Below are 19,770 nucleotides of genomic sequence, written 5' to 3' on the forward strand. Positions count from 1 at the left end.
GTCCGTGCCCAACACGGGCCCTCAGGGCACGCGGAAGTAGCAGCGCTCCTCCCCGCCGCCCACGTCCTCGCAGACCCGCTCCAGCACCACCGGGCTCTCCTCCGGGGTCGGGCTCGGGGGTCCGTCCTCGCTGCGCGTGACCGTGGGCGAGGACCCGGGGCCGGGCACCCGGTCCGCGGAGCCCAGGGGATCGAGCAGCAGGTAGCCGCTGAGCAGCGCCGTCATCCCCACCAGGACCACGAACACGCCCGTCAGGGCGCTGCCGCGGCGCCGGCGCCCGGGCCGTGCCGACGGCGCGAGCGCCTCCGTGGGCCTTCCCGCCGCCGACCGGCGGCCCGCCTGGTCCCGGCCGGCGGCGGCCCCGGTCCCTGCGGCGCCGGAGGGCCCGGTGTCCCTCCCGGGGCCGCTGTGCCCTGCACCGCCGGGCCCGGCACCGGTGCGGTCCGTCCTCCCCGGGCCGCTCGCCCCGGTGCCGCTCGCCCCGGTGCCGCTCGCCCCGGTGCCGCTCGCCCCGGTGCCGCCGGCCGCGGTGCCGGCCGTCCACCTGCCGGTGCTCCCTGCGCCTGTGTCGAGGGTGTCGGGTCCGTCCGGGAACGGATCGCCGGTCGGTGCGTCCGGCGCTGCGGCGGCCCCGGCTCCGGTGCCCGCCGCACCGTCCGCGCCGTCCCACCCGGTCCGCACCCGGCTCGCCCATGGCTCGGGCAGCGGGTCGAGGACGTCGAAGACCTCGAACGGCTCCCCGTCCCGCGTGCGGGCCGGGTCGAAGCGCCGCCGCGCCGCCCCGGCGGTGAGCTCGTGGAGCACCGTCACGGCCGCGTCGCGGCGCTGGGCGGGGTCCGGGGTGAGCAGCGCCGCGAGGTGCTCCGCGAGGTCGCCCTGCTCCCCCACCACCGCGCGCGCGTCGTTGGGACCCAGGCTCTCCAGCGGCTCCAGCGAGGGGTCGAGCATCCGCAGCGCGGTGATGCCGGCCGCGTAGAGGTCCTGCGCGGGGTCGGGGTCGGTGAGCTCGTACGCCTCCGGCGGAAGGTAGCCGGGCGTGCCTACCACAGTGCCCGTGCGGGTCAGCCGGGCGTCCTGGACGCGCACCGCGATGCCGAAGTCGGAGAGCAGGACATGGGGCCGGCCGGTCCCGGTGCTGTCCAGCATGAGATTGCCCGGCTTCACGTCCCGGTGCACCCAGCCCTGGGCGTGCACGAACTGCAGCGCCTGGAGCAGCTGGGCCAGGACCTCCTCGGTGAGCTCCGTCGAGGCGGCGCCGTTGTCGAGCAGCGCGGACTCCAGGGTGCCGCCGTGGACCAGGGGCATCGCGATGACCACGTGCGCGTCCTCCGCGGCCCACCCGTACGGGGCGAGCACGTGCGGGTGGTCCAGCTTCACCGACTGCTCCCGCGCGAAGCGCAGCAGGTCCGCGGAGTCGCGCTGGCGCAGCACCTTGGCCGCGCACAGCTGCTGGAGCCGGCCGTCCCAGGCCCGCCACACGGACCCGCTGCCGCCGCGCGCGATCGGGTCGATGAGGGTGTACCGGCCGGCTATGGTGTCCGCCACGAAGTCCGGGCCCGCCTAGCTGCGCATGGCCCGGCGCGCGCTGTCCGTCCGCTGCCGGGCGTTGCCGATGCCGACCGAGGCCCCGAGCACGGTCACGGAATCGCTGGCGACGAGCACCGGGTTCAGCTCCACGCGGGCGATCTCCGGGTGCCGGTCCTTGAGCAGCGCCACCCGGGAGACGAGGTCCTCGAGCCGGTCGACGTCCGCGGCCGGGAGCCCCTGGTGGCCGAAGAGCTTCCCGGAGGCCTTGGGCTCGCGGACCATCCGCCGCACGTCCTGGTCGGTGAGCGGTGGGACCCGGTGGGCCCAGTCCTCGAGCAGGTTCACCGCATCCCCCGCCATCCCGAACGAGACCACCGGTCCGATCAGGGGGTCCTCGATGGCCCGGAGCACCACCGCCTGACCGGTGGGGGCCATGGCCTGCACCTCGAGGTCGAAGGTGCCGTAGGGGGCGAGCGCCCGGTGCATGGTCTCGATGGCCGCGCGCAGCTGCGCGTCGTCCTGGATGTTGAGCTGCACGCCGCCCAGGTCCAGGCGGTGCCGCAGGTTGGGGTCGGTCGTCTTCAGGGCCACGGGGTAGCCCAGCCGCGCGGCGGCGGCCAGGGCGTCCGCGGGGTCCGTAAACCGCTCGCTGGGCAACAGGCCGATGCCGTAGGTCTCCAGCAGCGTCCGCGCCTCGTCCCCGTCCAGCACCAGCAGCTCGTCGCCGGAGACCCGGGGCAGGACCGTCTCCACGAAGGTCTCGGCCGCCTCCGCGTCGATGCCCTTGGGCTCTGCCGGCCTGCCCTGGTCCTGGGCACGCCACCGGGTGTAGTCGACCACCTTGGCGAGCGCGCGCAGGGCGGCCCCCGGGGAGTCGAAGCAGGGCACGTCCAGGCCGTCGTCGGCGTGGTGCAGGGCGGAGACCGCCCCGGGCTCGGTGCTGCCCGTGAACGCGACCACCACGGTCTTGCCGTGCTCCCGCCCCACCCGGCCCACGAGCTCGGCCACGGCCTCCGGCGCGGTGTCCGGGATCGGCATCAGGGTGACCACGGCGGAGTCGACGGCCTCGGCGCCGAGGCAGCTGTCCACGGCCGCCCGCAGCGCCTCGAGGGCGTCCTGGCCGCCGTCCGCGGTCCGGACCCCCGCCTGCGTCACCGCGACGTCCAGCCCCAGCTGCATGCACCGGTCCTCCATGAGCTGGCCCAGTGCCAGTGCGTTGGAGACGAGGGCCGTGCGGGTCCCCGCGGGCAGGGGCTGGCCGGCGAGGATCCCGGCCACGTCCATCAGGTGCTCGCTCGTGTCCGCGCGGATCACCCCGGCCTGCCGGAACATCGCGTCCAGGGCCCCCGGCGGGGCCTGGGTGGTGCGCCCGGTGTGTCCGGGGGGCAGCCGCAGCCCGGTGACCTCGCTCTTGGCCACGATCACGGGCTTGGTCAGGGACAGCCGGCGCGCGATGCGGGAGAACTTGCGCGGATTGCCCACGGACTGCAGGTAGAGCCCGCACGCGCGCGTGGCGGCGTCGTCCTCCCAGTACTGCATCATGTCGTTGCCGGAGACGTCCGCCCGGTTGCCGGCGGAGAGGTACGTGGACACCCCCACGTCGTGGCGCAGCGCGGCGGCGTTGAGCATCATGCCGATGGCCCCGGACTGGCTGAACAGCCCCAGCGGGCCCGCCCGCGGCACGGTCGGCAGGATGGAGGCGTTGAAGCGGGACTCCGGGGCAGTGCTGTAGAGCCCGAGGCTCGCCGGGCCCACCACCCGCATCCCGTAGGAGCGCGCCCGGCGCACGAGCTCGGTCTGCCGGGCCCGGCCCTCCGCGCCGGCCTCTGCGTACCCGCCGGTGACCACCACGACGGCGCGCACTCCCGCCGCTCCGCACTGGTCCACGACGTCGGCCACCTGGTCGACGGGAACGGCGATCACGGCGAGGTCGACGCGCTCGGGGACCTCCCCGATCGAGGTGGCGTGGGTCATCCCCTCCCGCTCGAACGGCGTGGGGCTCACGCCGCTGAGCCGTCCGGCGAACCCCGAGGCGACGAGGTGCTCGACCAGCGCGTGCCCGGCGTGGCCGGGGTCCCGAGACGCCCCGATCACGGCGATCGAGGACGGGGAGAGGAGGTCCGCCATGGAGAGGGCCTCGGCCCGGTGCTCCCGCGCGGCCATCACGGCCAACGACTTCTCGGTCGGGTCGATGTCGAAGCCCACCACGACCACGCCGTCGTCGAACTTGCGGGTGAGCTCGTAACCCGCCTCCGCGAACACGCGGAGCATCTTGCGGTTCTCGGGCAGGACCTCCGCGGAGAAGTGGTCGATCCCGTTCTCGCGCGCGGCCGCGGCGAGGTGCTCGAGCAGGATGGAGCCGATGCCCCGCCCCTGGTGGGCGTCGGAGATCATGAACGCCACCTCGGCGTCGTGGGGATCGTCCGTGCGGTCGTAGCGGCCCACGCCGATGATCCGCTCCCCCAGCAGCAGGACGAAGCAGACGCGGTCCCGGTGGTCCACACGGGTGAACCGCTCCAGCTCCCGGGCGGAGAGGGTGGGCTTGTAGGAGAAGAAGCGCAGGTAGATGGAGTTCTCGGACTGCGACTGGTGGAAGGCCAGGAGCGCGTCCTTGTCCTCCGGGGAGATCGGGCGCAGCTGCGCCGTCGCGCCGTCGCGCAGGATCACGTCGGCCTCCCAGTACTCGGGGTACTGGCCGGCGGCGTCCGTGTCCGCGGTCTCTGCAACCATAGACTTCAGGCTAGTAGACAAACCTGCACCGTCAACGGTGCGCCCCGGTGCGTCCCCGGCCGATCTCTGACGCCGGGCCGCCGGGCCGCCCCGGACCGACCCACGACCGAAGGACCCCCCGCTGTGATGGCACGCCGCCGTGCGCCCTCCCGCCCGTCCGCCGAGGACGAGCTGCCCGCCGACTTCCGGGAGAACATCGTCGACATCGACGTGACCTCCGAGATGGAGACGAGCTTCCTCGAGTACTCGTACTCCGTCATCTACTCCCGCGCCCTGCCCGACGCCCGGGACGGGCTCAAGCCCGTGCAGCGGCGCATCCTGTTCATGATGAACCAGATGGGGCTGCGCCCGGACCGCGGCCACGTCAAGAGCGCGCGCGTGGTGGGCGAGGTGATGGGCAAGCTGCACCCGCACGGGGACTCCGCCATCTACGACGCGATGGTCCGCCTCGCCCAGTCCTTCGCGATGCGCCTGCCGCTCGTGGACGGGCACGGCAACTTCGGCTCTCTCGACGACGGTCCCGCCGCCTCCCGCTACACCGAGGCCCGGATGGCCCCGGCCGCCCTGGCGCTGACGGCCGACCTCGACGAGGACGTCGTCGACTTCGTGCCCAACTACGACAACCAGTTCACCCAGCCGGGGGTGCTGCCGGCGGCGTTCCCCAACCTGCTGGTCAACGGCTCCTCCGGCATCGCGGTGGGCATGGCCACGAACATGGCCCCGCACAATCTCCGGGAGGTCGTCGCGGGCGCCCGCCACCTCGTGGAGCACCCCGAGGCGACGCTCGAGGAGCTCATGCGCTTCATCCCGGGTCCGGACCTGCCCTCGGGCGGGCGGATCGTGGGGCTCGACGGGATCCGGGACGCCTACCGGACCGGGCGGGGCTCGTTCAAGACCCGCGCGAGGGTGTCGATCGAGCAGATCTCCCCCCGCAAGCAGGGCATCGTCGTCACCCAGCTGCCCTACATGGTGGGCCCCGAGAAGGTCACCGAGAAGATCAAGGAGGCCGCGCAGGCCAAGAAGCTGCAGGGCGTCTCCGACGTGGTGGACCTCACCGACCGCAAGAACGGCCTGCGGCTCGTCATCGAGATCAAGAACGGCTTCAATCCGCAGGCCGTCCTCCAGCAGCTCTACAAGTACACGCCCATGGAGGACTCCTTCGGGATCAACAACGTGGCGCTCGTGGACGGGCGGCCCCGCACCATGGGCCTGCTCGAGCTGCTGAGGGTCTACGTGGAGCACCGGCTGGCGGTGGTCCGGCGGCGCACCGGCTTCCGCCTGGGCAAGCGGCGCGACCGCCTGCACCTGGTCGAGGGCCTGCTCGTGGCGATCGTCGACATCGACGAGGTCATCCAGATCATCCGCTCCTCCGACGAGACCGCCGTGGCCCGGGACCGGCTCATGACCGTGTACGACCTCAGCCGCGTGCAGGCGGACCACATCCTCGAGCTGCGCCTGCGGCAGCTGACCAAGTACTCGCGGATCGAGCTCGAGAAGGAGCAGGAGGAGCTGCGCCGGGAGATCGCCGAGCTCGAGGAGACCCTCGCCTCCGACTCCCGGCTGCGGGCCCTGGTCTCCGCGGAGCTCGCGGAGACCGCGGAGGTCCACGGCGACGACCGGCGCACCGAGCTGCTCGAGTCGGAGGCCCTGCCCGCGCCCGCAGCCGCGGCGGCGGCCCCTGCACCGGGCAGGACATCGGCGGGCGGGCTCGCGCTCGAGATCGCCGACGACCCGTGCTGGGTCTTCCTGTCCACCTCGGGCCAGCTCGCCCGCACCCCCTCCCAGGCCCCGCTGGTGGACCCGCCGCGGCGGATCAAGCACGACGCCCTGGTCTCCGCGGTGCGCGCCACCGCCCGCGGGGAGATCGGGGCGGTCACCTCGACCGGGCGCATGCTGCGCGTCCAGGTGATGGACGTGCCCGTGCTGACCGCCTTCGAGGGCACCCCGAAGCTGGGCGACGGCGTCCCCGTCAAGGACTTCCTCACCCTCGGCCGCGGGGAGCGCCTCGTGGGCCTCGCGCCGCTCAACGCCGTGCTGGCCCTGGGCACCCGCAACGGCGTGGTGAAGCGGGTCAGCCCCGAGTACCCCCTCAACCGCGAGGACTGGGAGGTCATCACACTCAAGGACGGCGACGAGGTGGTCGGCCTCGCCGAGTCGGCCGCCACGGAGGACGAGCTGGTGTTCGTGACGCGGGAGGGCAAGCTGCTGCACTTCGACGCCGGTGCCGTGCGCCCGCAGGGCCGCACCGCCGGGGGCGTCGCCGGGGTCAAGCTGGTCCCGGGGGACGCCGTGGTGTTCTTCGGGGCGGTGCGCGCCGAGGACGAGACGCCCGTGGTCGTGACCCTCGCCCGCGCCGACGAGGTGCTGCCGGGCATGTCGCAGTACTCGGTGAAGGTCACCCCGTTCTCGGAGTACCCGCCCAAGGGCCGGGCCACCGGCGGTGTGCGCGCGCACCGCTTCCTGAAGGGGGAGACGGGGCTGGCCCTGGCCTGGGTGGGGCACGGTCCGGCCAAGGCCGTCTCGGCCTCGGGCGTGGCACGGGCCCTGCCCACCGAGCACGGCCGCCGGGACGGGTCGGGGGTGCCCACCGACCAGGTGATCGACGCGGTGGGCCCGGCCTACGGCTGAGGCTCAGCGCCGGGGCCCGAGCAGCCCCATCTGCTGCACCGCCGCCCGCTCCTCCTCGAGCTCCCGGACGGAGCGGTCGATGCGGGTGCGGGAGAACTCGTCCAGCTCGAGGTCCGGGACGACCACGGCCCGGCCGTCGCGGCAGACGACCGGGAACGAGCTGACGAGGCCCTCCGGCACGCCGTAGGAGCCGTCGGAGGCGACCGCCATGGACGTCCACGTGCCCGCGGCGGTGCCCAGGACCCAGTCGTGGACGTGGCACAGGGCCGCGTGCGCCGCCGAGGCCACCGAGGAGCCGCCGCGCACGTCGATGATCTCCGCGCCGCGGCGCGCCACCCGGGGGATGAAGGTGTCGTCCACCCAGGCCAGGTCGCGGCCGGTCCCGGCCAGGACCTCGAGCGCCGGCCGGCCCCCGACCGTCGCGTGGGTCAGGTCCGGGTACTGGCTCGCGGAGTGGTTGCCCCACACCGCCACACCCTCGATCTCGTCGACGCGGGCCCCGGTGGCCGCGGCGAGCTGGGCGAGCGCGCGGTGGTGGTCGAGCCGGGTGAGGGCGGTGAACCGCTCGCGCGGGACGTCCGGGGCGTGCGAGGCCGCGATGTAGGCGTTGGTGTTGGCGGGGTTGCCGACCACCACGGCCCGGAAGTCCTCGGCTGCCCCGCGGTTGACGGCCCGCCCCTGGACCGAGAAGATCCCGGCGTTGGCCTCGAGCAGCTCGGCGCGCTCCATGCCCCGGGACCGGGGGCGGGCCCCGATGAGCAGGCCCACCGAGGCACCGTCGAAGGCCGCGTCCGCGTCCTCGAAGACCTCCACGCCGTCGAGCAGCGGGAACGCCCCGTCCTGCAGCTCCAGGGCTGTGCCCTCCGCGGCCCGCCGCGCCTGTGGGAGCTCCAGCAGGTGCAGGCGCACGGGCATGCCGGGCCCGAGCAGGTCGCCCGCGGCGGCCCGGAAGACGATGGCGTAGCCGATCTGGCCCGCGGCGCCGGTCACGGTGACGGTGACCGGTCGGGGCCGGGCGGGGGACGGGGTGCGCGGGCCGGTGGCGGTCATGCGGGGTCCTTCCTCGGGGACGGTCGCTCGTCCCTGCCCAGCGTAGCGGCCGGCCGCGGCGGGGCGGGGGCCCCGGAGCGCTCAGGCGTCGATGCGCTCCTGGTCCAGCTGCGTGGCGCCCTCGATGATGAAGTCCTTGCGTGGGGCCACCTCGGAGCCCATGAGCAGGGAGAAGGCGTGCTCGGCGGCCTCGGCGTCCTCGACGCGGATCCGGCGCAGCATCCGGTGCCGGACGTCCATGGTGGTCTCCGCGAGCTGGTCGGCGTCCATCTCCCCGAGGCCCTTGTAGCGCTGGATCGGCTCCTTGTAGCGCCGCCCCTCCGCCTCGAGCCGCGCGAGCAGGTCCGCGAGCTGGCGCTCGGAGTACGTGTAGACCATCTCATTGGCCTTGCCGCCGGCGTTGACGATCTCCACCCGGTGCAGCGGGGGCACCGCCGCGTACACCCGCCCGGCCTCCACGAGGGGACGCATGTAGCGGTAGAACAGCGTGAGCAGCAGGGTGCGGATGTGCGCGCCGTCGACGTCGGCGTCCGTCATCATGATGACCTTGCCGTAGCGGGCGGCGGTGAGATCGAAGGTGCGCCCCGAGCCGGCGCCGATGACCTGGATGAGGGCGGCGCACTCCGTGTTGGCGAGCATGTCCGTGATGGACGCCTTCTGCACGTTGAGGATCTTGCCGCGGATGGGCAGCAGCGCCTGGTAGTTGGAGGACCGGGCCAGCCGGGCCGTGCCGAGGGCGGAGTCGCCCTCGACGATGAACAGCTCGGAGCGCTCCACGTCGTTCGAGCGGCACTCGACGAGCTTGGCCGGCATCGAGGAGGTCTCCAGGGCGTTCTTGCGCCGCTGGGTCTCCTTGTGCACCCGGGCGGAGATGCGGGACTTCATCTCCGCCACGACCTTCTCCAGCAGTTGCCCGGCCTGCTGCTTGTCGTGGCGGCCGGTGGACGTGAGCTTGGCGGTGAGCTCCTTCTCGATCACCCGGCTCACGATCTGGCGCACGGCCGGGGTGCCCAGCACCTCCTTGGTCTGCCCCTCGAACTGCGGCTCGGCCAGCCGCACCGTGAGCACGGCCGTGAGGCCGGCGAGGACGTCGTCCTTCTCGATCTTGTCGCTGCCGGCCTTGAGCTTGCGGGCGTTGGCCTCGATCTGCTTCCGGAACGTCTTCAGCAGGGCCGCCTCGAAACCGGCCTGGTGGGTGCCGCCCTTGGGGGTCGCGATGATGTTCACGAACGAGCGCAGGGACGTGTCGTAGCCGATGCCCCAGCGCAGGGCGACGTCGACCTCGCACGTGCGGTCCAGCTCCGTGAGTTTGGACCGGCCGTTCTCGTCCAGGACCGGGACGTTCTCCTTGAACCGTCCCTCGCCCTGGAAGCGCCACACGTCGGTGACCGAGCTGTCGGCGGCGAGGTACTCCACGAACTCGGAGATCCCGCCGTCGTGCTGGAACACCTCCTCGTGGGTCCCGAACTCCCCCGGTGTGCCGGGCAGGCCCCGCTGGTCGCGCACGGTGATGCGCAGCCCCGGGATCAGGAACGAGGTCTGGCGGGCACGCTTGGCGAGCTCCTCGTAGCTGAACCTGGCGTCCGTCGTGAAGATCTGCTCGTCCGCCCAGTACCGGATCCGCGTGCCGGTGACCCCGCGCTTGGCCTTGCCGACGACGTCGAGGACAGAGCCCTCCACGAACGGCTCGAACCGGGCGTGCGGTGAGGGCCTGCCCTGGTCGACGAAGCGTCCCGGTTCGCCGTGCCGGAAGGACATCTGGTAGGTCTTCCCGCCGCGGTCGACCTGCACGTCCAGACGCGCGGAGAGCGCGTTGACCACGGAGGCGCCCACGCCGTGCAGGCCCCCGGAGGCGCTGTAGGAGCCACCGCCGAACTTGCCGCCCGCGTGCAGCTTCGTGAAGACGACCTCCACACCGGTCAGCCCGGTGCGCGGCTCGAGGTCGATGGGGATGCCGCGGCCGTCGTCGTGGACCTCCACGGCGCCGTCGGCGTGCAGGACCACCGTGATCTGGTGGCCGAACCCGGCGAGGGCCTCGTCCACCGAGTTGTCGATGATCTCCCACAGGCAGTGCATCAACCCGCGCGAGTCGGTGGAACCGATGTACATGCCCGGCCGCTTCCGGACGGCTTCGAGGCCCTCGAGGACGGAGAGGTGGCGGGCGTTGTACTCGGAACGGGACGGTGTCACGGGGATACGGCTCCTGGGGGTCGGCGGGGTTCCCCACCACTGTAGTCGGGGCGGCGGACACCCCGGATCCGGGGGTGCACGTCGGTGCCGGTCCACGGCACGGCGCGGGGCCTACGCCCGGGGCGAAAAACGGCCACCACCGGGATCGTTTGTCCGAGGGTCGTGGTTGTATATAGCAGTACCCCGATGCGTCCACGAGACCCCGGGTACCCGCACCGGCGGCCCCGTGCCGCGTGCATCGCGTACGACCCAGGAGGAGGATCCCGTGAACGCAACATTGGAGAGCCGAGAGCTCAATGCGACCGACCGCTGCGACGCGTGCGGCGCCCAGGCCTACGTCCGAGTGGTCCTCGAGTCGACGGGCGGTGAGTTGCTGTTCTGCGCTCACCACGCGCGCAAGAACGAGCAGAAGCTGCGGCCGCTGGCCGCCACCTGGCAGGACGAGACCGAGCGCATCGGTTCCTGACCCGGGCGCCCGGATGGGGCGATCGACGCAGAAGGGCCCCGACACCTGGTGTCGGGGCCCTTCTGCGTACCCGGTCCGTGACCTGGTCGCCGGGGCGCAGCGCGTCGCCGGCCACCCCACCGCAGCGGGGCACGGTTCCGGTTGTGGACGTCCCGCGCCCGGGCGGTGTCCGGGCGCGGGAGCGGCGGCTCAGTCGAGGTAGTCGCGCAGGACCTGGGAGCGGGACGGGTGGCGCAGCTTGGACATCGTCTTGGACTCTATCTGCCGGATGCGCTCGCGGGTCACGCCGTAGACCTTGCCGATCTCGTCGAGCGTCTTGGGCTGTCCGTCGGTCAGGCCGAACCGCATCGCCACGACCCCCGCCTCCCGCTCGGAGAGGGTGTCCAGGACCGAGTGCAGCTGCTCCTGCAGGAGCGTGAAGCTCACGGCGTCCGCGGGGACCACGGCCTCCGAGTCCTCGATCAGGTCGCCGAACTCCGAGTCGCCGTCCTCGCCCAGCGGAGTGTGCAGGGAGATCGGCTCACGGCCGTACTTCTGCACCTCGACGACCTTCTCGGGCGTCATGTCGAGCTCGTTGGCCAGCTCCTCGGGGGTGGGCTCCCGGCCGAGGTCCTGCAGCATCTGCCGCTGGACGCGGGCGAGCTTGTTGATCACCTCGACCATGTGCACCGGGATGCGGATGGTGCGGGCCTGGTCGGCCATGGCTCGGGTGATGGCCTGGCGGATCCACCACGTGGCGTACGTGGAGAACTTGAAGCCCTTGGTGTAGTCGAACTTCTCGACGGCGCGGATCAGGCCGAGGTTGCCCTCCTGGATGAGGTCCAGGAACAGCATGCCGCGACCGGTGTAGCGCTTCGCCAGCGAGACGACCAGGCGCAGGTTCGCCTCGAGCAGGTGGTTCTTGGCCCGCTTGCCGTCGTGGATGACCCAGCGCAGCTCCTTGCGCGTCTGCGGGTCCAGGGAGTCCTTCGCGTCCGCGAGCTTGTGCTCCGCGTACAGGCCGGCCTCGATCCGCAGGGCCAGGTCCACTTCCTGCTCCGCGTTCAGCAGCGCGACCTTGCCGATCTGCTTGAGGTAGTCCTTGACCGGGTCGGCCGTGGCCCCGGCGGAGACGACCTGCTGGGCCGGGGCGTCGTCGTCGTCGTTGTTGGTGATGACGAAGCCGGAGGTCTTCTCGTCCTTGGGCGCGGGCGCGGCGGGCGCGTCCTCGGGGGCGGCTTCGTCCTCCGTCTCGGCGTCCTCGTCCACCTCGGGGTCGATCACCCCGGCCTCGTCGGTCAGATCGGTCTCGATGTCGGCGTCGTCGGTGACGACGACGTCCTCATCGGGCTCCCCGACGACGTCCTGGGCCTCCTGGTCCGCCGGGGCCGTCGCCTTCTTGCGGCCCGTGGCCTTCGGCGCGGCCGGGGCCTTGCTCGCGGCGGCCCCGGTCGCGGTCGACCTGCCGGCCGTGGACTTCGTGGGAGCGGCCGCGGCGCTCTTGGGCGCGGCGGACTTCGCGGCAGTGGACTTCGCGGCAGTGGACTTCGCCGCCGTGGTCTTCTTCGCGGCCACGGTCTTCTTGGCCGCGGTCGACTTCGCAGCGGCGGTCTTCGCCCGCGGCGACGTGCCCGTCGTCCCGGTACCGGACGGCGACCGAGCGTCCCCGGTGCCCGGGGTCTCGGCGGCGGTGTCCGTCGTCTTGTTGCTGGCGGCAGGTGACACTGAGAGCCTTTCGTTGAGCGGTCACGGCGTCCGCCCTCGGGGCAACACGCCTATGACCCTGTCAAGTCCGTGCGCCGGGCAGTGTCCGGCGCGGTGAGCTTGAAGGGTCCTGACAGCCGGAACCACCCGTGGGCGGGTTTTGTTCCCGCTGTGCGGGAACGGATCCGAAAAAGCTCGGCGCCCGTGGCTCAGGAGTGCCAGGCGGTGGCACGGTCCCGGGCCCAGAGCGGCACCGGACGGGCGTCGGCGAGGCGCAGCACGCGCAACGCGGGCGGGTGACCGGGGACCAGGGCCGTGGCCCGGCGCACGAAGTGCGCGGTGTGGGAGCCGCGCGCGCGGAAGCGGTTGAGCTGTCCGAGCTGGACGAGCACGCCCGCGAGCACGCCCCGCCCCCGCTCCTCGGCGCCCGTCCCGGCCGCCCCGGAGTCCCCGGCCGCTGCTGCGGTGGGTCCCGCACCGGGATTCGCACCGGCGCCCTCCGGCTCCAGGAGCCAGCTGAGCACCTGCAGCACGCCGTAGAGGGTGTCGAGGAGCGGCCAGTGCAGGGTCTCGGCCCACTCGCCGGCGAGCACCCGGGAGAGCCGGACCAGCTCCCCCGCGTCGGGCGCGGGGGTGGTGGCGGACGAGCCGGGGCCCGCGCCGCCGTGGCCGGCGGGAGGCCGGCGGGGCGCCGGCGGGATCCCCGGGGGGAGCGGGGCGCCGGTAGGCCCGATCGGGACGCCCTCGGCATCGGCGTCGTCCGCCGCGCCGTCGACGTCGTCGCACAGCTCGGCCCACATCGCGGCGCCCGCGAGGACGCCGTCGAGGTCGTCCGTGGCGCAGGCCACCAGGAGCAGGTCGGCGAGCACGGGGTCGGTCAGGCTCGCGGCCAGGAAGCCGAGCAGGTCGTCGTCGTGGCCCAGCACCGCGGGCACGAGGTCCCCGGGCGAGCCCAGGACCGCGTCGAGGACGTCGGCCCAGACGGACAGCGCCGGCCCGAGCCGGTCGAGGTGGTGCCACGCGCCCTCCCCCGCCTGCGCCCAGCGGACCGCGGCGTGCCCGGTGGCACGGACGGTTCCTGCGGGCAGCGCCCCGTACTCGTGGTCCATGGCCAGCCGCGGGGCGGCCGCGTAGGAGCTGCCCGAGGCCACGAGCGCGGCGTTGACGGCGCTGTCCTCGATGCTGGCGACGTCCCGGACGTCGGCCGGGTCCTCGACCGGCCACCAGCGGTCACCGGCCACGATCCAGCGCGCCGCCACGGCCCGGCCCGCCCGCCGGGCGGCCTCGTCCACGCCGGCGAGCACACGGTCCACCGCGGCGGGCGGAACCGGCGCGACGGGCGGGTCCCCGGGTGACGGCGACGTGTACACGATCACGAAGACCCGGTCGCTCAGGGCGTCGTGGCGCACGAGGTCGGCGAGCTCGGCGACGAAGGCCTCCGCGAGACGCTCCTCGGACGGGCCGGCCGGGAGGTCCACACGCACGCACGCCCCGGCCGTCCCGCCGCCGGCGGCGAACAGGACGAGGGAGCCGGCGGGCCAGTAGCCGAGAGTGTGCGGCACGACGGCGAGCAGGTCGGCCGCGCACCGGACGACGGGGACGTAGGGGTCTCGGATGGGGTGCTGTCTCATGTGCCCAGCCTGGGCGCCCCCGTGTCCGGGGGCGCCGGCCCGGGCACGGTCTGTGGACCGCGGGCGTGGCGGGGACCCGGTGCCTGGCGCGGTGCAGTGCCGATGGGCCCGCGCCGGGCGCTCAGGCGGCGTCGTGCCCGTGCCGCCGGCGCACCCGGCGGGCGGCGGCCAGCACGCCCGTGGCGCCCGCCGCCGCGACCAGGAACTGCGCTGCGATCGCGATCCGGAACGCGTCGGGGGCGTAGAGCTCGTCGCGGAAGCCCGCGGCGTGCAGCACGTCGAGGACGAGACCGGTGACGAAGATGGCCAGCACCGAGGCGGTGAAACCCCCCACGTTGACGATGCCGGTGGCGGTGCCCGAGCGGCGGGCCGGGTTGAAGCTGCGGGTGATGTCGAAGGCGATCATGGAGGCCGGCATGCTGATCGCGATGACGCACACGGCGGCCAGCACGACCGGGGCGGGAGCCGTCCCCGGCCACACCAGCAGGACGGTCCACGCCCCGAAGATCACGGCGGTGACCCCCAGGCACAGCCGCACGCGGCGGTGCGGGTGGCGGGCGGAGAGCCCGCCGAGGCCGAGGGCAACGGCCAGGTTGGTCAGCACGAAGGAGGTCATCACCAGGGAGATCATGGTGTCGGACAGGCCCTGGGCGTACTCGAGATAGGGGTAGCCCCACATGAGCACGAACGTGTTGCCCGCGAACTGGGTGGTGAAGTGCACCCAGAAGCCGAGCCGGGTGCCGGGCTCGGCCACGCTCTCCCGGAGCACCCGGCCGGTCCGCCGCAGCCCCAGCTCCCGGTTCAGGACCTCCACCCCGGGGGGCGCGTTGCGCAGCAGGGTGGCGGCGAGCACGGCGGCGAGCAGCGCCAGGGAGGCCAGCGCCGCGAAGGACGGGAACCACCCGCTCAGCTCGAGCAGCCAGGCGAACGGGATGACGGAGACGAGCTGGCCGACATTGCCGACCACCCCCAGGAACTGGGTCAGCGGCGGCACGCGCAGCGCGGAGAACCACGCGGGGATGAGGCGCATCACGCACACGAAGGTGGTCGCGTCCCCCGCGCCCACGAGCACGCGGCCCACCACGCCCTCGCCGACCGTGTCGGCCAGGGCCAGCTGGACCTGACCGACCGACATCAGCAGTGCCCCGGCGGCGACCATGACGCGGGAGCCGAAGCGGTCCACCAGCACGCCCACGGGGATCTGCAGCCCCGCGTAGACGATGACCTGCATGAGCGAGAACATCGACAGCGCGGAGGCGGCGGTGCCGAAGCGCTCGGCCGCGTCGACCGAGGCGACACCGAAGCTGGTGCGCTGGGCCACGGCGCTGAAGTAGGCGAAGGTGCCGATCGCGAAGACCAGGTAGGCGCGGCGGGAGTCCTTGCCGAGCTCGTGGGCCGGGGACCGGTCGGACGGCATGCACTTCGCTCTCGGGGGGACGGGTCCGGGCGGGGACCCGGGACGGCGGGGCCGCCCGGGCGGCCCCGGACCGGCCCGCGCGCCGGCCGGGCTCAGTCCTGGTCGTCCTCCTGGGCGGCGAGGAAGGCCTCGGCCGCGGCGCCGATCTCGTCGGCGTCGGGAAGCTCGGACTCGTCCCCCACCAGGAGGGAGCGCTGGACCGAGGCGTCGACGACGTCATCGTAGCGCTGTTCCAGTCCTGCCACGACCGCCTGCACCTCGGGCGAGGCGCCGACCTGCTGGTCGATCTGCCGCTCGATCTCGCGGGCCGCCTCGCGCAGCTGGTCCGAGGGCAGGTTCAGGGAGGTGACGGCGCTGATGTGCTCGAGGGCGGCAACGGCGGCGTGCGGCAGGTGCGCCTCGGCCAGGTACTGCGGGACGTGGACGGTGAAGCCGATGTTGTCGATCCCCGCCTCGCCCAGCCGGATCTCGAGGAGTTGCGCGGCCGACGAGCTCATCTCCACGACCGGCTTCCACGCGTGCTCGGCGGGCAGCAGGTCGGCCCGGTTGCCGTGCACCGAGACGATGAACGGACGGGTGTGCGGGACCGGCATGGGGATGCCCGAGACGATGGCGACGAGGGACACGTCCATCCGCCGGGCCAGGCCCACGACGGCCTCCGTGAACCGGTTCCACTGCAGGTCCGGCTCGGGGCCGGTCAGGAGCGCGAAGCTGCGCCCCAGGCCGTCGGTGACCAGCCGGAGGGACAGCTCAGGGGTCTGGAAGCCCTCGAAGTGGTCCTCCACGAAGCTCACGTGCGGGCGGCGGGCGCGGTAGTCGTAGAGCTGGTCCAGGTCGAAGCGGGCCACGACCTCGTGCGGGAGGGCCTCCGTGATGGTGTGCTCGATCTGCACGGCCACGTGCCCCGCCTCCGCGTAGCCGGACAGGGCGACGATCAGCGGCAGGCCACGAACCCGGGCGTCCTCGAGCAGCGCGGGGTTGCTCAGGTACAGCGAGGTGGGGTCCAGCACAGCTCTTCCTCCTGGGGTGGGTCGGTTCCGGGCGTCCGTGGGGAGGCCGGTGGGGCACGCCGCCGACGGCGCGCCCGGATCATGTCAACCGTCCGCGGGCACCCCGTTATTCCCCGGCGGGCGTCCTGCCGCACCCGCCGGGCCCGCGCCGTGCGTCCGGCCCCTCCGGTGCGGCGGCCGGGGATAGGATCGACAGCACGCCTGCCGGCCCGGCCGGGCCGCCGGGAGCGGACCGGAGCGGCCCGGCCGGTGCAGACCTCAGCGAAAGGACGATCCATGCCCGACGTACAGGACCTGCTCGAGCCCCGGGGCATCGAGCTCACCGCCACGCACAAGGCCCTGGGCCGGACGCCGGCCCATGCGCTCGTGCTCGGTGTCGCGAAGGGACAGGAGGGCGACGGCGCGGGCCGCGTCCTGCTCCCCGCCGGGGAGCAGCGCCGGCTCGCCCCCGTGGTGGAGGCCGCGACGGTGCTGCGCCTGAAGGGCGCGGCCGACGAGGTGATGGTCGTGCCGGCCCCGTCCGGGCTCCCCTTCACCGTGGTCGTCCTCACCGGTCTCGGCGCCCTGCCCGAGGAGAGCCCCGAGCGCGCCGAGGCGCTGCGCCGGGCCGCCGGCGCCGCCGTGCGGCGGCTCGCCGGGACCGCGTCCGCGGTGCTCGCCCTACCCGCGGACTCCGAGCAGGACGCCGCGGCGGTCGCCGAGGGCGCCGCCCTCGGCGCCTTCGCGTTCGCCCACCAGCGCGCCGCGACCGCCGGTGCCGTGCAGGCCCCGCTGGCCTCCGCCGTCGTGCACGCCCCGGGCGTGGCGCGCGCCGCACTGGGCCGGTGCCTCGACCGTGCCGCCGCCCTCGGGCGTGGCGTCCGCGCGGCCCGCACCCTCGTGGACCTCTCCCCCAACGTCATGTACCCGGAGGCCGTCGCGGACTACGCCCGCCAGGCCGCCAAGGGCACCAAGGTCTCCGTGACCGTGCTCGCCGAGAAGGAGCTCGCCAAGGGCGGCTACGGGGGGCTCCTGGGCGTGGGGCAGGGCTCCGTGCACGGCCCGCGCCTCGTCAAGCTGGAGTACGCCCCGGCGCGCGCCGCGCAGCACTACGCCTACGTGGGCAAGGGCATCACCTTCGACTCGGGCGGGCTCTCCCTCAAGCCCCCGGCCTCGATGATGACCATGAAGTCGGACATGGCCGGCGCCGCCGCCGTGCTCGCGACCCTCCTCACCGCCGCCGAGCTGGGCCTGCCCGTGAAGGTCACCGGGTGGCTGTGCCTGGCCGAGAACCTGCCCTCGTCCACGGCCACCCGTCCCGGTGACGTCATCACCATCCGCGGCGGCCGCACCGTCGAGGTGCTCAACACCGATGCCGAGGGGCGCCTCGTGCTGGCCGACGGTCTCGTGGCCGCGTGCGAGGAGGGCCCGGACGCCGTCGTCGACATCGCCACGCTCACCGGTGCCCAGATGGTGGCCCTGGGCGCGCGGACGTTCGGGATCATGGGCGACGAGGCGCTGCGCACCGCCGTGGCCGATGCCGCCCGCACCGCCGGCGAGGACGGCTGGCCCATGCCGCTGCCCGAGCACCTGCGCCCGTCCCTGGACTCGAAGGTCGCCGACCTCAAGAACATCGGGGACAAGAACGGCGGGATGCTCGTCGCCGGGATTTTCCTGCGCGAGTTCGTCGGCGGCCAGGACGGGGCCCGGGTGCCGTGGGCGCACGTGGACATCGCCGGCCCCTCGTTCAACGAGGGTTCGCCCTACGGCTACACCCCGGCCGAGGGCACGGGCGCGGGCGTGCGCACGCTCGTGCGGCTGCTCGAGGACGCGGCCGCCGACCGCGGCTGAGCCCCCGCGACACCCCTCGCCGGAGGGAGCGCCCGCCTGGTCGCTCCTTCCGGCGTAGGGCTAAGGTATGTACGAAACCAACCCGTGAAGGGACGGGTGCGACCCACCCGGAACGACGTCAACGCGCAAGGGAGCCAAACACGTGGCCGACAACGAATTCGACATCCTCGTCCTCGGCGGAGGCAGTGCCGGCTACGCCGCCGCGCTGCGGGCCGTCCAGCTCGGCTTCAGCGTGGCCCTGGTGGAGAAGAACAAGCTCGGGGGCACGTGCCTCCACTGGGGTTGCATCCCGACCAAGGCCTATCTGCACTCCGCCGAGCTGGCCGAGGACGCCCGCGAGAGCTCCAAGTACGGGATCCACACCACGCTGGACTCCATCGACATGGCCGCCGTGCGGGAGTACAAGGACAAGATCGTCGCCGGCAAGTTCAAGGGCCTCACCGGTCTGATGAAGATGCGCAAGATCACGGTTCTCGAGGGCGTCGGCAAGCTCACGGGCGAGAACACCGTCGAGGTCGACGGCACCACCTACACCGGCAAGCACATCGTGCTGGCCTCCGGCTCGATCTCCAAGACCCTGGGCGTCGAGATCGGCGGGCGGATCATGACCTCGACCGAGGCGCTGGAGATCGACTTCGTGCCCAAGAGCGCCATCGTCCTCGGCGGCGGGGTGATCGGCTGCGAGTTCGCCTCCATGTGGAAGTCCTTCGGGGTGGACGTGACCGTCATCGAGGGCCTGCCCCACCTGGTCGCCAACGAGGATCCCGCCCTCATCAAGATCCTCGAGCGCGAGTTCAAGAAGCGCGGCATCAAGTCCAACCTCGGCACCTTCTTCGAGAAGGTCGAGCAGGACGACAACGGCGCGAAGGTCACCCTGGCCGACGGCAAGGTCTTCGAGGCCGACATCGTCCTGGTCGCCGTGGGCCGCGGCCCGAACACCGCCGACCTGGGCTACGAGGAGCAGGGCATCCCCATGGACCGGGGCTTCGTCACCCCGGACGAGCGCCTGCACACCGGCGTCGGCAACATCTACGCGATCGGTGACATCGTCCCCGGCGTCCAGCTCGCCCACCGCGGCTACCAGCAGGGGCGGTTCGTCGCCGAGGAGATCGCCGGGCTGAACCCGGCCGTCGTCGACGACGTGAACATCCCCAAGGTCACGTTCACCGAGCCCGAGATCGCCTCGGTGGGCTACACCGAGCCGAAGGCCAAGGAGAAGTTCGGCGAGGACAACGTCGAGGTCGCCGAGTACAACCTCGCCGGCAACGGCAAGAGCTCGATCCTGGGCACCGGGGGCATCATCAAGCTGGTGCGCGAGAAGGACGGGCCCATCATCGGCTTCCACGCCATCGGCAAGCGCATCAGCGAGCAGATCGGTGAGGGACAGCTCATCGTCAACTGGGAGGCCTACCCGGAGGACGTCGCCGCGTTCGTGCACGCGCACCCCACCCAGAACGAGGCCATCGGCGAGGCCGCCATGGCTCTCGCGGGCGCGCCGCTGCACGGCTGATCGCGTCGAGGCCCCGTCCCTCCCGGACGGGGCCTTCCCCCCCACTACGCCGGAACCGGGCCCGGCGCCCGGACCGCACCATCGCAGGCACCATCGAA

At 73.3% G+C, this 19,770-nt stretch carries 12 protein-coding genes; 4 read left to right on the forward strand and 8 right to left on the reverse strand.

Annotation, left to right across the window (positions count from 1 at the left end; translation table 11 throughout):
• Positions 1–21 precede the first annotated feature (21 nt).
• Both ABD220_RS04445 and ABD220_RS04450 read right to left on the reverse strand, forming a co-directional pair.
• Entirely contained in the window at positions 22–1,545 is a 1,524-nt protein-coding gene (locus tag ABD220_RS04445; protein ID WP_344120171.1) for a serine/threonine-protein kinase, read from the reverse strand.
• Positions 1,546–1,560: 15 nt separating this feature from the next.
• On the reverse strand, positions 1,561–4,257 hold the full coding sequence (locus ABD220_RS04450) for a bifunctional acetate--CoA ligase family protein/GNAT family N-acetyltransferase (RefSeq protein ID WP_344120174.1): 2,697 nt from the start codon (positions 4,255–4,257) through the stop codon (positions 1,561–1,563).
• Between the two features lie 126 nt (positions 4,258–4,383).
• On the opposite strand from ABD220_RS04450, the gene ABD220_RS04455 reads away from it, so the two are divergent.
• Positions 4,384–6,885, forward strand: coding sequence for a DNA gyrase/topoisomerase IV subunit A (locus ABD220_RS04455; protein WP_344120177.1), 2,502 nt, complete (start codon positions 4,384–4,386; stop codon positions 6,883–6,885).
• A 3-nt stretch (positions 6,886–6,888) separates the two neighbouring features.
• Here the strand turns inward: ABD220_RS04455 and ABD220_RS04460 are convergent, their stop codons facing one another.
• The gene (locus ABD220_RS04460; protein ID WP_344120178.1) at positions 6,889–7,935 is read right to left on the reverse strand and encodes a malate dehydrogenase; all 1,047 of its coding nucleotides are present in this window, start codon (positions 7,933–7,935) and stop codon (positions 6,889–6,891) included.
• Positions 7,936–8,016: 81 nt separating this feature from the next.
• Positions 8,017–10,125: a DNA gyrase/topoisomerase IV subunit B gene (locus ABD220_RS04465; RefSeq protein ID WP_344120179.1), complete on the reverse strand. Its 2,109-nt coding sequence runs from the start codon at positions 10,123–10,125 to the stop codon at positions 8,017–8,019.
• Positions 10,126–10,390: 265 nt separating this feature from the next.
• Here ABD220_RS04465 and ABD220_RS04470 point away from each other — a divergent pair, with 265 nt between their 5' ends.
• Positions 10,391–10,591: a DUF7455 domain-containing protein gene (locus ABD220_RS04470; RefSeq protein WP_344120181.1), complete on the forward strand. Its 201-nt coding sequence runs from the start codon at positions 10,391–10,393 to the stop codon at positions 10,589–10,591.
• Between the two features lie 189 nt (positions 10,592–10,780).
• On the opposite strand, the gene ABD220_RS04475 is transcribed toward ABD220_RS04470, so the two are convergent.
• From ABD220_RS04475 to ABD220_RS04490, 4 genes are all read right to left on the reverse strand, one after another.
• Complete coding sequence (locus ABD220_RS04475) at positions 10,781–12,295, reverse strand: RNA polymerase sigma factor (protein ID WP_344120182.1); 1,515 nt, start codon at positions 12,293–12,295, stop codon at positions 10,781–10,783.
• A 188-nt stretch (positions 12,296–12,483) separates the two neighbouring features.
• Positions 12,484–13,905 carry a DUF4192 family protein gene (locus ABD220_RS04480; RefSeq protein WP_344120184.1) on the reverse strand — a complete coding sequence of 474 codons (1,422 nt, stop codon included), beginning with the start codon at positions 13,903–13,905 and terminating at the stop codon, positions 12,484–12,486.
• Positions 13,906–14,026: 121 nt separating this feature from the next.
• Positions 14,027–15,322, reverse strand: a complete 1,296-nt coding sequence (locus ABD220_RS04485) for an MFS transporter (RefSeq protein WP_344120186.1) — start codon at positions 15,320–15,322, stop codon at positions 14,027–14,029.
• A gap of 92 nt (positions 15,323–15,414) precedes the next feature.
• A complete protein-coding gene (locus ABD220_RS04490; protein WP_344120188.1) occupies positions 15,415–16,332 on the reverse strand; it encodes a proteasome assembly chaperone family protein in 918 nt (305 codons plus the stop codon).
• A gap of 276 nt (positions 16,333–16,608) precedes the next feature.
• On the opposite strand from ABD220_RS04490, the gene ABD220_RS04495 reads away from it, so the two are divergent.
• Together ABD220_RS04495 and lpdA are read left to right on the forward strand one after the other, a co-directional pair.
• Positions 16,609–18,162 (forward strand): leucyl aminopeptidase, encoded by a 1,554-nt coding sequence (locus ABD220_RS04495; protein ID WP_344120190.1) that lies wholly within the window; start codon positions 16,609–16,611, stop codon positions 18,160–18,162.
• 142 nt (positions 18,163–18,304) lie between these two features.
• The gene (gene lpdA, locus ABD220_RS04500; RefSeq protein ID WP_344120191.1) at positions 18,305–19,672 is read left to right on the forward strand and encodes a dihydrolipoyl dehydrogenase; all 1,368 of its coding nucleotides are present in this window, start codon (positions 18,305–18,307) and stop codon (positions 19,670–19,672) included.
• The last annotated feature ends 98 nt before the right edge of the window (positions 19,673–19,770 follow it).

The sequence above is a fragment of the Kocuria aegyptia genome, assembly GCF_039530085.1.
In the GTDB taxonomy this organism is placed as follows: domain Bacteria; phylum Actinomycetota; class Actinomycetes; order Actinomycetales; family Micrococcaceae; genus Kocuria; species Kocuria aegyptia.